This is a genomic window from Mycobacterium colombiense, assembly GCF_001672755.1.
GTDB lineage: Bacteria > Actinomycetota > Actinomycetes > Mycobacteriales > Mycobacteriaceae > Mycobacterium > Mycobacterium colombiense_C.
On sequence record NZ_LZKI01000073.1, the window covers coordinates 90,751 to 103,201 of the forward strand.

The 12,451-nt window shown below is 63.7% G+C and carries 13 protein-coding genes and 1 tRNA gene; 7 read left to right on the top strand and 7 right to left on the bottom strand.

Annotated features, from left to right (window positions below):
- The first annotated feature begins 35 nt into the window (after positions 1 to 35).
- Positions 36 to 440, top strand: a complete 405-nt coding sequence (locus A5708_RS10165) for an HIT family protein (RefSeq protein WP_065028492.1) — start codon at positions 36 to 38, stop codon at positions 438 to 440.
- On the opposite strand, the gene A5708_RS10170 is transcribed toward A5708_RS10165, so the two are convergent.
- Positions 428 to 1,870 carry a sensor histidine kinase gene (locus A5708_RS10170; protein WP_065028493.1) on the bottom strand — a complete coding sequence of 481 codons (1,443 nt, stop codon included), beginning with the start codon at positions 1,868 to 1,870 and terminating at the stop codon, positions 428 to 430. The two genes, A5708_RS10165 and A5708_RS10170, sit on opposite strands and share 13 nt — an antisense overlap.
- Before the next feature lie 26 nt (positions 1,871 to 1,896).
- A complete protein-coding gene (gene phoP, locus A5708_RS10175; RefSeq protein ID WP_065028494.1) occupies positions 1,897 to 2,616 on the bottom strand; it encodes a two-component system response regulator PhoP in 720 nt (239 codons plus the stop codon).
- 158 nt (positions 2,617 to 2,774) lie between these two features.
- Between phoP and A5708_RS10180 the strand changes: the two genes are divergently transcribed.
- Together A5708_RS10180 and A5708_RS10185 are read left to right on the top strand one after the other, a co-directional pair.
- Positions 2,775 to 3,491: a hypothetical protein gene (locus tag A5708_RS10180; RefSeq protein WP_065028495.1), complete on the top strand. Its 717-nt coding sequence runs from the start codon at positions 2,775 to 2,777 to the stop codon at positions 3,489 to 3,491.
- A gap of 28 nt (positions 3,492 to 3,519) precedes the next feature.
- A tRNA-Thr gene (locus A5708_RS10185) sits at positions 3,520 to 3,591 on the top strand.
- Positions 3,592 to 3,624: 33 nt separating this feature from the next.
- Here the strand turns inward: A5708_RS10185 and A5708_RS27780 are convergent.
- The 3 genes from A5708_RS27780 to A5708_RS27970 are packed head-to-tail and all read right to left on the bottom strand — an operon-like array spanning position 3,625 to position 4,778.
- Positions 3,625 to 3,942, bottom strand: a complete 318-nt coding sequence (locus tag A5708_RS27780) for a tyrosine-type recombinase/integrase (protein ID WP_196772588.1) — start codon at positions 3,940 to 3,942, stop codon at positions 3,625 to 3,627.
- Complete coding sequence (locus A5708_RS27785) at positions 3,866 to 4,378, bottom strand: tyrosine-type recombinase/integrase (RefSeq protein ID WP_196772589.1); 513 nt, start codon at positions 4,376 to 4,378, stop codon at positions 3,866 to 3,868. Before A5708_RS27785 ends, A5708_RS27780 begins: the two co-directional genes overlap by 77 nt.
- Positions 4,332 to 4,778, bottom strand: coding sequence for an Arm DNA-binding domain-containing protein (locus A5708_RS27970; RefSeq protein ID WP_196772590.1), 447 nt, complete (start codon positions 4,776 to 4,778; stop codon positions 4,332 to 4,334). Before A5708_RS27970 ends, A5708_RS27785 begins: the two co-directional genes overlap by 47 nt.
- A 771-nt stretch (positions 4,779 to 5,549) precedes the next feature.
- Between A5708_RS27970 and A5708_RS26170 the strand changes: the two genes are divergently transcribed.
- The 3 genes from A5708_RS26170 to A5708_RS26175 all read left to right on the top strand — a co-directional run bounded on the left by A5708_RS26170 (position 5,550) and on the right by A5708_RS26175 (position 9,722).
- Entirely contained in the window at positions 5,550 to 6,101 is a 552-nt protein-coding gene (locus tag A5708_RS26170) for a hypothetical protein (RefSeq protein ID WP_155765964.1), read from the top strand.
- Positions 6,102 to 6,550: 449 nt separating this feature from the next.
- Positions 6,551 to 7,321: an AAA family ATPase gene (locus A5708_RS10200; RefSeq protein ID WP_065028497.1), complete on the top strand. Its 771-nt coding sequence runs from the start codon at positions 6,551 to 6,553 to the stop codon at positions 7,319 to 7,321.
- Between the two features lie 10 nt (positions 7,322 to 7,331).
- Positions 7,332 to 9,722 (top strand): S8 family peptidase, encoded by a 2,391-nt coding sequence (locus A5708_RS26175; RefSeq protein WP_196772591.1) that lies wholly within the window; start codon positions 7,332 to 7,334, stop codon positions 9,720 to 9,722.
- Positions 9,723 to 10,265: 543 nt separating this feature from the next.
- On the opposite strand, the gene A5708_RS10215 is transcribed toward A5708_RS26175, so the two are convergent.
- Positions 10,266 to 11,063: a DUF732 domain-containing protein gene (locus A5708_RS10215; protein WP_065028500.1), complete on the bottom strand. Its 798-nt coding sequence runs from the start codon at positions 11,061 to 11,063 to the stop codon at positions 10,266 to 10,268.
- 138 nt (positions 11,064 to 11,201) lie between these two features.
- On the opposite strand from A5708_RS10215, the gene A5708_RS10220 reads away from it, so the two are divergent.
- Positions 11,202 to 12,170 (top strand): transglycosylase SLT domain-containing protein, encoded by a 969-nt coding sequence (locus A5708_RS10220; RefSeq protein WP_196772596.1) that lies wholly within the window; start codon positions 11,202 to 11,204, stop codon positions 12,168 to 12,170.
- A 14-nt stretch (positions 12,171 to 12,184) separates the two neighbouring features.
- On the opposite strand, the gene A5708_RS10225 is transcribed toward A5708_RS10220, so the two are convergent.
- Positions 12,185 to 12,424: a hypothetical protein gene (locus tag A5708_RS10225; protein WP_065028501.1), complete on the bottom strand. Its 240-nt coding sequence runs from the start codon at positions 12,422 to 12,424 to the stop codon at positions 12,185 to 12,187.
- Positions 12,425 to 12,451: the final 27 nt, after the last annotated feature.

The following is a 12,451-nucleotide window of genomic DNA, read 5'->3' on the forward strand; positions in this document are numbered from 1 at the left end:
GGGGTCTCCCGATCGCCGCACCTATGCTGGGGCCCATGGCGTCGATCTTCACCAAGATCATCAACCGTGAACTTCCCGGCCGCTTCGTCTACGAGGACGACGACGTCGTCGCGTTCCTGACGATCGAGCCGATGACGCAGGGGCACACGCTCGTCGTGCCGCGCGCCGAAATCGACAACTGGCAGGACGTCGACGGTGCGGCCTTCGCCCGGGTCATGGAAGTGAGCCAGTTGATCGGCAAGGCGGTGAGCAAGGCGTTCAGGACCGAGCGGTCCGGCCTGATCATCGCCGGGCTGGAGGTACCGCACCTGCACGTGCACGTCTTCCCCACCCGCAGCCTCAGCGACTTCGGCTTCGCCAACGTCGACCGCAACCCGTCGGCGGAATCGCTGGACGAGGCACAGGCCAAGATCAAGGCCGCGCTGGCTCAGTTGGCGTGAACCGGCTCGGACGCGGGCACGTCGCTGATGCGCGGCAGCGTCACCCGGAAGCGGCAGCCCTCGCCGGGCGCGGTGGTCACGCTGACGGCGCCGCCGTGCGCGCGCACCAGCGACTCGACGATGGATAGCCCCAGTCCGGTACCGCCGCTCGCCCGTGCCCGCGACCAATCGGTGCGATAGAACCGCTCGAAGACGCGCGACGCGTCCTCCTGGTTCATACCGGGCCCCTGGTCCGCCACTTCGAGCACGGCGTCGTCGCCGTCGGTGCCGACCCGCACGGTGACGTCGGCGCTTTCCGGGGTGTGCTGTAGGGCGTTGGCGACCAGGTTGCTCAGCACCTGGCGGATCCGCGCCTCATCACCGAGCACCTCCGGGGTGCCGGGTCCGTCGAGGACCTCCATGGTGATGGTGCGCCCGGGGTCGATCGCCTGCCCGTCGTGCACGGCATCGCTGGCCAGCGCCAGCAGGTCCACCCGATGGTGTTCGAGGGGGCGTTGCACGTCGAGGCGGGCCAGCAGCAGCAGGTCGTCGACCAGCAGGCCCATCCGGGACGCCTCGCTCTCGATCCGCGACAACAGCATCGCGACGTCGCGGGCCGCGCCCTGGCGGTACAGCTCGGCGAAGCCGCGGATGGTGGTCAGCGGGGTGCGCAGTTCGTGGCTGGCGTCGGTGATGAACCGGCGCATCCGGTGTTCCGAGCCGCGGGCCTTCTCCGCGGAGGACTCCGAGGACGCCAGCGCCTGCTGGATCTGCGCGAGCATCCCGTTCAGCGCCTGGGACAGCCGACCAACCTCGGTCCGCGGATCTCGTTCCGGCACACGGCGATCCAGCTGACCGGAGGCGATCGCCGCGGCCGTCTGCTCGACCTCGACCAGCGGCCGCAGGCTGCGCTGCACCACCGCGAAGCTGGCGATGCCGACCACGGCGAGCACCGCCACCCCGATGCCGATCTGCAGCCAGACCAGCGAGCTGACCGTGTGCTGGACGTCGGAGAGGTCGATCGCGACCGTGGTCAGCCCGTGCGGACCACGCACCGAGACGGCCCGCCACTGAATGTCCGTGCCGTTCACCGAGGGCAGCGTCGTCGGGTTGGGGCCCACGTCGTTGTTGGCCGGTAACGCCGGTTCGGCGTTGCGATCGTTGATGGCGGTGAACGGGGTGCCGTCGATGCTGACGCCGCGCACATAGAACTTCGACGGCGGCCGGCCCGGGTCGGGCCCCTCGTAGGGCGGCGGCGACTGCCGCCGCGGGGCCTGCGCCCAGCCGCGGGACGCGTCGAGCAGCGTGGAGTCGATGCGGCTGACCAGGCTGTGCCGCAGGATCGACGTCACCGCGATGCCGGACACGGCGAGGCCGCAGGCGACCAGGGCCAGGGTCGCGGCGACGAGCCCTATCCGAAGGGGCAATCCACGTCGAGGCTTGGTTTCCATTGATCTACTTCTCGCCGCCGCCAGGTTCAGCGCGGTTCCCGCAGTACGTAGCCCACCCCGCGCAGGGTGTGCAGCAGCCGCTTTTCCCCGGTGTCGATCTTGCGGCGCAGGTACGACACATAGGACTCGACGACATTGACGTCACCTCCGAAGTCGTAGCGCCACACGTGGTCGAGGATCTTGGGTTTGCTCAACACCGTGCCGGCATTGATCACAAAGTAACGCAGCAGCGTGAATTCGGTCGGCGACAGCGATACCGGCTGGCCTGCCTTCCACACTTCGTGGGTTTCCTCGTCGAGCTCGATGTCGGCGAAAGTGAGCCGCGCGCTGCGCGGTTCGGCGCCGCCTTTGCCCGCGCGGCGCAGGATGACCCGCAACCGGGCGACGACCTCTTCGAGGCTGAACGGCTTCGTCACGTAGTCGTCGCCGCCCAGCGTCAGCCCGGCGATCTTGTCCTGCAAGGAATCCCGCGCGGTCAAGAACAGTGCGGGCGCATCGATGCCGTCGGCGCGCAGCCGTCGCAGCACCCCGAATCCGTCCATGCCCGGCATCATCACGTCGAGGATCACCGCGTCGGGCCGGGCCTCGCGCGCCCGATCCAGGGCCTGGGCGCCGTTGGTGGCCGTACAGACCTCGAACCCCTGGAATTTCAGACTCACCGAGAGCAGCTCGACGATGTTGGCTTCGTCATCGACGACGAGGACGCGGGCCTCCGGTTTCGTGTCATTTGGGGTTGTAGAAGTCATCAGATGCTCATGTCCCTTGCTTGAACGTTCGCTATGTAAAGGTTGTGTACTTCCTGAAAGCTCAGTGCCAACAGACTGATAGTAGTCTGCCAGGAATCGTCGCATTGCCTTGGGACGTAAAGCCCTTTACCGGCCTGCGTCGCGAATAGACTCGTGGGATGAACCTCGCCAGAAACATCGTGTCGGCTGCGACCGCACCCGCCCGGGTGGGGCTGGCCGCCGCGGATGCGGGTTTGGGCGTCGCGACCGCGGCCGTCGGCGTCGCCAAGCGGGCGCTGGGTGAGGGCGGTGCCGGCGGCACCAACGCCATGACGTCCATGCTGGGCATCGACGACGCGATCGTCAGGGCCAACCGGCTGGCCAGACTGCTCGACGACGATGCGCCGCTGGGCCGGGCCATAGCGGCGGACGGTCCGATCGACCGCCTACTGCGCCCGGGCGGGGTGGTCGACATGCTGACGGCGGAAGGCGGCCTGCTGGACCGGTTGACCGCCGAGGGCGGCGCTCTGCACCGCACGCTGCAGCCCGGCGGGCTGGCCGATCAGCTGGTCGCGGAGGAGGGTCTGATCGAGCGCCTGCTGGCCGAAGACGGGCTGGCCGACCGGCTGCTGGCCGAGGGCGGCCTCGTCGACAAGCTGACGGCCAAGAACGGGCCGCTGGATCAGCTCGCCGACGTCGCCGACACCCTGGCCCGGCTCACGCCCGGGATGGAGGCGCTCGAACCCGCCATCGCCACGCTGCAGGACGCCGTCATCGCGCTCACCATGGTGGTCAACCCGCTGAGCAACATCGCCGACCGGATTCCGCTGCCGGGGCGCCGGCGTCCGTCGTCGCGGGCGGTGCGCTCAGCGCGCGTGATCGAGACCGACGACTGACCGATTAGGCTGGGTCCGGTTCAACCCCGCCTCCTTAGCTCAGTGGTAGAGCACTCGCCTTGTAAGCGAGCGGTCGTCAGTTCAATCCTGACAGGGGGCTCCGACCTCTGACCGGAATATGCGCTGTTAGAAGCTATTCCTCCACCGAATGTGCGTGCGACCGAGTGCCTGGCGAGCACATTTTGAGCACATTTTCGAGCCGGTCGGCCACCGCATCGAGGTCAGAATCGAACAGATCTGCATATACATCGAGGGTCATGGCAGCGCTGGCGTGACCGAGCATCCGCTGCACCACCTTTGGGTTAGCACCCGCCGAGATGGCCAGCGATGCCGCCGTGTGCCGCAATGCGTGAGCAGTCACCCGAGGGAAAGACTTATCCGCTTTCTGGCAGCGGGCTACCGCTGCCAGAAAGCCACGAGCAGGTTGCCGAAGGTGGGCCCAGGTGCCCACCAGCCTGGGATGGCCACATCAGTTCGTCGCGGCTTTTTCCTTCCGCGGTCGTGGCCAGTGCATCAATGACAAACGTGGGCAGAGCCACGCTCCGGTTCTTGCCCGACTTGAGCGTGCCGACCCAGCTTTGCCGCCCGACTGTGACTGCGTTGCGGTGCAGTTTTACGCGGCGACGCGAGAAATCAATATCGGCCACGCTCAGCGCGGCTGCCTCACCCCACCGCAGCCCACCGACACCAAGGAGCAGCACCAAAGAGCGGTAGCGGCCCGACTCATCGGCCAGCCGGTGCAATTGCTCCACGCTGAGGTAGACGTTTTGGCGCCGCGCCCGACGCGGCCACTTGACTCCACGGGCGGGGTTAGTGGTCAGCCTCCGATCGCGCACCGCGTCATCCAGGATGCGGGCCAGCACTGAGTAGGCGGTGTGAACGATCACCGGACCTCGCTTGCCCCGACAGCTCGGCGATCCACGCTTGGACATCGCTGTAGCGGACATCCGCAATCGTGACTGACGCCCAGCGTGGTTGCACGTGCACACGCCAAGCACTGTCGTAGGAGCGATATCCGCTGGGTTTCATGTGACCTCTTGTCCGCTCTAACCACGCAGGACCAAGCTCGCCTACCGTGATCTTGCCGAGCGACGGCGCGACGTAGTCGCCGGTCATCTTCTTGACTTCGACACTGTTCGCCCACGACTTCGCGTCCCGCAGAGTGCGAAAGCCACGTTTCCAGGTCCGGTACCGTCTGAGCGACGTTGAGAAGTACTTGGCCGAGAAACGTGACGGTGCTAGCTGTCGGCGCGACAAAGCTGCGCTCCAAGGCTCGGCGATTGTCACGCTTCAGTCTGGACACCAGATCGCACCTACTTGGGAGATACCCACACCTAAGGTGTGGGTATCTCCCAAGTAGGTTGCGAACGACTGCTTGTCCGAAGCTTTCGATGCCATGGCTGACTTACTCACGGAAGCGGCATGGCGACTGCCAGCCTCGCCAACGCGCAAGCATCAGTCCCACTTCGAGCGTCGGCTGGTTAGCTCACCGCTGACGTCGTTGGCGATGTACAGGACTGGAGCGCATAGGAAGCTCAAACGGTGCGCGTAGAGGTAACCTTCCGTGATAACTCCCGCGGTTTCCTTCGCTAGAAAGGACAGCCCGTGCGACTAGAGTCCGTCCGAGAACTTAAGGCTGAACTGGTTGGCCCGACCCCGCGACCAGGCGGTTTACTTCCGCAGGCCGCGCCGACAGTTAGTTTGCCCGCCGAGCGGATCAGCGAGATCGGAAGCGTCCAACCCGGAATAGCGCTAGGTGTGGCACCAGGTCAGAAAGCAGACGACTATCGCTTAGCGGTAAGAATCCAGCATCAAGACTTCCTCTCGGGAAGCCGAGTGCCAGCGATCGTCGATGCAGCCAAAGGCGAGGCTGACGTTCAGTATGTTGGGTTACTCTTCAAGCAAACCTCTGGGGCGGCAACGGGTTACCGTCGCCGTACTCGGCCAATACATCCAGGCATCTCGGCAGGGCATTACGCCATCACTGCAGGAACTCTCGGTGCGATCGTTCGAATGCGAGCAGACTCTCGAGCAAGGATCCTGTCAAACAATCACGTTTTGGCCGATGAGAACCGGGGAGTCAAGGGCGATTCCATACTGCAGCCTGGATCTATCGACGGTGGAATCGCTTCAAAGCACGGTGTCGCAGCGCTAGAAGACTTCGTCATCCTCCACGTGGACCGGACAAATGTCGTGGATGCCGCGGTAGCGCTGATCGACGAAGACGTCTCGTTTGACCCTACCTTTCCGAAGCTCGGAACTATCCGCGGACTTGCCGACGTTGACAAGGCTAAGCATGTTGTAAAGGTGGGGCGGACGACCGGACTTACTCGGGGGCGCGTCACTGCAATCGAGGTTGACGACGTGGTAGTGAAGTTCGACGCAGGACTAATGCGCTTTGACGGTCAAATCGAGGTTTCCGGTGCTGACGGTAGACCGTTCAGCCTGGGTGGAGATTCCGGATCTCTGGTCGTCGACGCTGACTCTACGTCGGCGCTGGGCCTGCTCTTCGCCGGTAGTGACACAGGCGGACCGGATGGGGTTGGCGTGACGTATGTCAACCCGTTGGATTTTGTGTTTCGAGAGTTGTCAATCGAGGAACTGTGGTGAGTGCCGTGGCAGCAGAGATATCGCAGGCACGTGCCGTTAAGAACGCACTAGGGAAGCGGCTGGCCTCGGTCAGTGAAGTAAATGGCATCGGGCTGATGCGTCACGACGGTGGCTGGGCAGTAAAGGTGAATCTTGTGCTGCCCGTGTCAGACCTTAGTATCCCTCACCGCATTGACGGCGTAGAGGTATTCACCGACGTAGTCGGACAAATCAAGGCACACTAGGCCCCGCTCTGATTTCCACGGCATCTGTCGTTGGTTGAAGTACGGTTGGAGGCTGTGAAGTTGGGCCAGGGCGATCTTCTCCGTGAGTACAGCGGACTCAGCGCCGAAGGTTCAGGAAACGCCGACTCACCCCTTGTGCCGCCAGCAGTCCGCCGACGCGCATCTACCGCCCGTTCGACTCACCGCTTACGTGCCTTGCCCCAGGATCAATCTGCCTCTGATCTCATGAGCATCAGAGATGCACGGATTGGTTTCGGCGATCTTTTGCTGCCCGAATCGACTCGCCGTCTGTTCGGCGAGGTGCACCTAGAGATACGCAAGGAAGATTTCCTCGTGCACCACGGCATAAGCCCGCGACGCCGGTTCCTCTTAGTAGGTCCGCCCGGCACCGGCAAGTCGGCAACGGCGGAGGCTTTAGCGGACGAGCTTGGACGCCCGTTGGCTACGGTGCAACTGAGCAGTCTTGTTTCGTCACTTTTGGGAGACACCGCTCGCAATCTCGCGACGATCTTTGCGATAGCGTCCCAAGAGAGTTTGGTCGTGCTATTCGACGAATTTGACGCAATCGGAAAGGAACGTTCGGAAGGCTCAGATCATGGCGAGCTTCGTCGCGTCGTGACCACGTTTCTGCAGCAGATCGATGAGTTCGTCGGTCCCAGCATCCTCGTTGCCACTACGAACCACCCCGCGCTACTAGACGTGGCAGCTTGGCGGCGCTTCGACGAGGTCATTGCCTACGAACTTCCAAATGTCCATGACATCCGTGCGCTGCTTCGCCTGAAACTTCGATCAATACGCCGTGAAAGAGGCCTAGACATCGACACCGTCGCCTCTGCTTGCCGCGGGTTGACGCACTCCGACGTCAGCGGGATCGTAACCAGCGCTTATAGGCGCCACCTGTTATTTCAACCGGATGACCCCTTGACTACCAAGGAACTGCTGGATGCCGCTGATCTTGCTGTGAGCCGAGCCGCCGCCGCGCATGCCAGTTCCTGATCACCTCCAGATGGCGCGATTACCGCGCCCCCCGCAAGCGCGCCGCAAGATCAAACGCTACGTACCTCGGAACCCGAATTACACCGCGGCCGCGCACGCGACCAAATTGGAAGAGGACGCACAACGCTCGATCGAGGCACTGCGTACCCGCAAGACTCAGCGGCCAGACTTTGACCCCAAGTTGATGTTGCGCTTTAACCTGAACCGCAGGATCGCTGATGACGCGTGGATTCCCGCTGGCCTCACGCTTTTGGACTCGAGCGACAGATATGCCGCAGTCGCCTTCGCTGCCCGAGAAGATCTCCAACGCTTTCTAGATCGACTCAACCAGTACTCGGCGGGACCTCGCGAGCGCCCACCAGACAAACCTGCTGGTCCAGGGCAAGACGAAGAACTCCCCTCAATGTTCGAGGACTTCTTCGATGCAATTGATGAGTTTCGGCCACTCGAACCCGCGGATAGGGTCAGCGAGCGTCTTATGCAGGCGCTCAACGAGGCACCAGACGCGATTAATGAGTTCGACGTAGAACTCTGGTTCCACTCTGATGCTGCGGTCCGCGGAGACTGGCTTGATGAAGCCAGGTCGAGGGTTCGTGTATTGGGGGGCACGTGGGTAGACGAGTACGTTGGCGTGCGCGCTGCAGTCGTACTCGCTCGTGTACGTGGAAATCGGGATATTGCACTGGGCATAGCTGAACTCGATCAAGTGAGCCTCGTAGACGCGATCCCGGTTCCAGCCTTGAGACCTGATGAACTCGCTGCGCTTCAAGACATCGGCACGTTGCCAGATGACATCCCCAGCCCACCCGATGACGCGCCCGTTGTAGGCATGATCGACACGGGCGTGAGGGCTGGCCATCCGCTGATTCGGCCGGCGATAGTCGACGTGGCGGCTCTCGATCCAGCCTTCGGCGACCAAGGCGAAGACGCACATGGTCACGGAACAGCCATCGCCGGCCTACTGCTCTTCGGCGATGTGCTTACCGCCATCAGCACCGGCAAAATCCAGGCTCCCTTTTGGCTCGCTAGCGTCCGCGTGCTGGATGACGAAGGTCGTCCGCCCTCCGATCGCAGTTGGATCGCATCGATCGCCGAGGCGATCGTTTACCTGGCTGAAGAACTGGAATGCCGAGTCATCAACCTCTCCTTCGGAGACAGTGACTCTCCATACAGGGGCGGAAAATCGACGCCTCTCGCCGCAGAACTAGATACGTTGGCCCGCCGCCATCGATTGCTGCTCGTTGTCTCCGCTGGCAATATCGAACCTCAACAACTCATTCCCACCGCGACGGTCCTAGCCACTTGGCCGCGGTACCTGACCGATGCTGGAAATCAGATTATCGACCCAGCACAGAGCGCAATTGCCTTAACCGTGGGCGCGATCGTGGGTACGGATGGCCTCACGCCGACGGCGGAAGGGACGACACTTGGCCGGGCGGCTGTCGGCAGGGCGCCGGGGCCAGCTCCCTATACCCGTAGCGGTCCTGGAGTACGAGATGCGATCAAGCCAGAAGTCGTAGCTCAGGGTGGCAACTGGGTGTATGACCAAACAACCGGTGACCTCATACCAGATCCCGCCGTCGAAATTGTCTCGACCACAGCCCGTTTCCCAAGCGCCCTCTTCGGCACCTCCGTGGGTACTAGCCTGGCCGCGCCGGCGGTCGCGCACATTGCCGGCCGTCTGCAGGCCACCTATCCCGGCCTGTCTGCGAATGCCCTGCGGGCGCTTATCGCTCAAAGTGCTGTTCATGACGAGGCGCTGCTTGGCAATCTGGCGACTTTCGATGAACAAGAGAAGGTCGTGCAGTCATTGTGCGGGTACGGGGAGCCCAACTGGGAGCGAGCGGGCACCTCTACGTCTAGCCGGGTCGTGCTTTACGCGGAAGATAGTGTCCGCCCAGATTCGTTCCATATCTATCGGCTGCCAATGACTCAATGTTTCACTCACATCCCTGGCCCGCGGGCTCTCACTGTTGCTCTGGCATTTGACCCGCCCGTGCGACACCGCCGTTTTGACTACCTGGCGTATGAGATGGAATTTGTCGTCGTACGGGGCGTCGATATCGTCGACTTGTTCGAAATCGCCGCGGCCGGCATCGATGACCCTGAAGGCGGCAAACTTGGCGAGTATGAGATCAAGCTCCGCCCAACGCGGACGGCACGAAGCAAGGGCACGTTGCAAGTCGGCTCGGCGATTTGGTCAACTCGACCTCGGGAGAAATTCCACGACGATTGGTTCATAGTCGTACGCAGTTTGAACAAGTGGTTGGATCCAGATGCTCCACCACAGCCGTACGCAATTACTGCAACGCTCATGGTCGAGCGCGCAGAGGCCCTATACGCCGAGTTGCAAGCTGAGGTCCTGGTGGAACTCGAAGCTCGCGCCCGCGTGCAGTTCTAGTTCCTCAGCATCCGCCGGCCGCCACAAAACCATGGCATCGCTCCCTGGCCTCGCGAAGCCATCGTTTTAGGCCCTAGCCAATCGATCCCGGTTCCGCGATTTCCCGTTACTGAGCTAAACTTTACAAATTTTCTAGCAAATTTGCTACAGCCAAATATGTCCTAACGAGCTATTTTTGGCGTATCCAGCAACTACTGGACCGGGACACTGACTCTAATACGGCTGCGGGGGAGATATCCCGAGCGACCGCTCCGGCTCCTACCGCGTGCAGCGACTTTGCAGGTCCGCCGAGAGATCGCTGCGAACAACGGCCTAGCCGAGCCGACTATAGATAATCCGCCTTTGCCTTGAAAGATGCTCTAGCGGCTGGGCCATGGCATTGAGCACGCCGTGCGGACGTTGTGAGCACACACTGCGTTACCCGCAGCGACTCGTTGTTAGCTGTTTTCGCAGCTAGAACAGCATTTGTGCCCCGGACCTGCACCCGTGAATACAGTTCAATCCTGACAGGGGGCTCCGACTCCCAAACGGCGTTGCAACCCATTACGGGTGGCCGGGGATAGCGTCCAGACCGCCTTGGATGTCTTGCAGATTCCCCTGGATGCCCTGCAGGTTTCGCTCGATGGCCTGCAGATCGGAGAGCGCGTTCTGATCGGCCTGTGAGATCTGGTTGGAGGCCACAGGGCGCGATTGGGGGCAGTACGCGACGATGGCGCCCGCCGTGACGGCGGTGCTTTGATTGGCGTCCCAGATCGAGTTGCGCTGCACGAACCCGACCGCATCGGCGAAGTTGGGCTGGTGCGCCAGGAAGTCGCAGACGGCGTGCCCCTGGTTCGTCACGTACTCCTGACTCGGAACCGGCACGCCCTCCTGCTTCAACGCGGCGACAAACACCGAGTCGGCGACGTTGACCGGCGGAGCGGAGGCCTTCGGCGCGACCGGTGCGGACGGCGCTGCCGATGGCGGGGAGTCCGACGGCTCTGCCGACGAATCCGACGAATCCTGACGGTGCAGCGCGAACATCACCACCACCGCGCAGACCGCCGCCACCAGAGACAGCGGCAACGCCGCGAACAGCCCCAGCCGACGCAGCGCGGCCACCTTCCGGCGCCGGGACGCGAGGACACCGGTTTTCCCGCCGCGCGACGCGGCGGCGGCCCGAACCTCGGCCTCCCAGTCCTCGAACGCACCCGGCCCGGACGACCCCGCGCTGTAGGCCAAGATCTCGTCGAGCAGCGCATCGGCCTCCAGGGACGACGGCCGACCGCCCTGCTCGCGGATCGCTTGGCGCCGCAGCGCGATGAGCCGCAACTCCGAGTCGATCTTCTCGCGGTCGCGCATATCAATCAGTTTGAGAGCACCGCGCGATTGTCACAACTACTGGTGAACAAAAGACCCTCACCACATTGAAGTCACCCGGTCCGATAGGACAGACTCGCGATGAGCCAACCAACCGCAGCCGGGGATTCGAGGCAATGGATGGACGTGATCACCGTGAGCCGTGACCGGCGCGCCGCGCCACTCGTCGTCGGCGCAATCGTGTTCGCGCTCGTCGGGTGTTCGGCGCCGCATCAGACGGCGACAACCGGCCCGACCACGTCCGCGCGAGTTGCCGCGGCGCCGGCGCCGGCGCCGGCGACACGCATGGTGCCGGCCGACACCGGAACACCCGGTGGCGCGCAGCCGCGATTGGCGTCGGACCCCGCGCAGCTGGCCGACGACCTCGTCGCCGACGAACGGGCGCTGCGCGATCCCGGAACGGCCGAGCCCGCGTTGACGGCGGCGGCGCATCGCGAGCAGGCGGCCTACCGCGCCATCGGGCGCCACCCCGAATGGGACGCCACCACGCGCCCGCGCATCCCGCCGGAACTGGTCGATGTCTACGACCGCAACGTCGACGCCCGTCGCCAACTCACCGCGTTGACCCCGGTGCGAGAAACCCTGCCGGCGTGGCGGATCGAGCCACCGGCACCGGCCGACGAGCTGATGAACTACTACCACCAGGCGGAAGCGGAATCCGGTGTCAGCTGGAACTACCTGGCCGCGATCAACTTCGTCGAGAGCCGCTTCGGCAGCATCGTCGGCGCGAGCACCGCGGGCGCGCAGGGACCCATGCAGTTCCTGCCCTCGACGTTCGCCGGCTACGGCCGGGGCGGCGACATCCATTCACCCCACGACAGCATCCTGGCGGCGGGCCGCTTCCTGGCCGCCAATGGCTTCGCGAACGACCGTGATCACGCCATCTACGGCTACAACCACGCCGGCGAATACGTGCGCGCGGTCGATCAGTACGCGGCGCTGATTGCCGCCGATCCCGCGACGTTCGCCGCGTTCTACCGATGGGACGTCTATTGCCTGACGACGGCCGGCGACGTGCTGCTGCCCATCGGCTACGACGAGGCGTCACCGATCCCGGCCGCCGCGTACGTCGCGGCCCACCCGCAGTAGGCGCGGGTGGGCGCTCAGACGTACTTGCGAGCGATGTCCTGGAGGTGCGATCGCACCTCTTGACCGGTGGCCTTCTCGAGTCTGATCACGAGCTCGCCCGCGAGATTGACGAAGCCCATCAGCAGCATCAGGTCGCCGTCGGGCTCGTCGAGCACGTTCTCGACCAGCCGGCTCCAGGTGAAGTCAGGGCCGTCGTCGGACGACCAAGCCGTCATGACGTCGATGGCTCGGCGAACGTTCTCTCTCACGTCCATCCCCGGAGCCTGCCATGCCGGCGACTC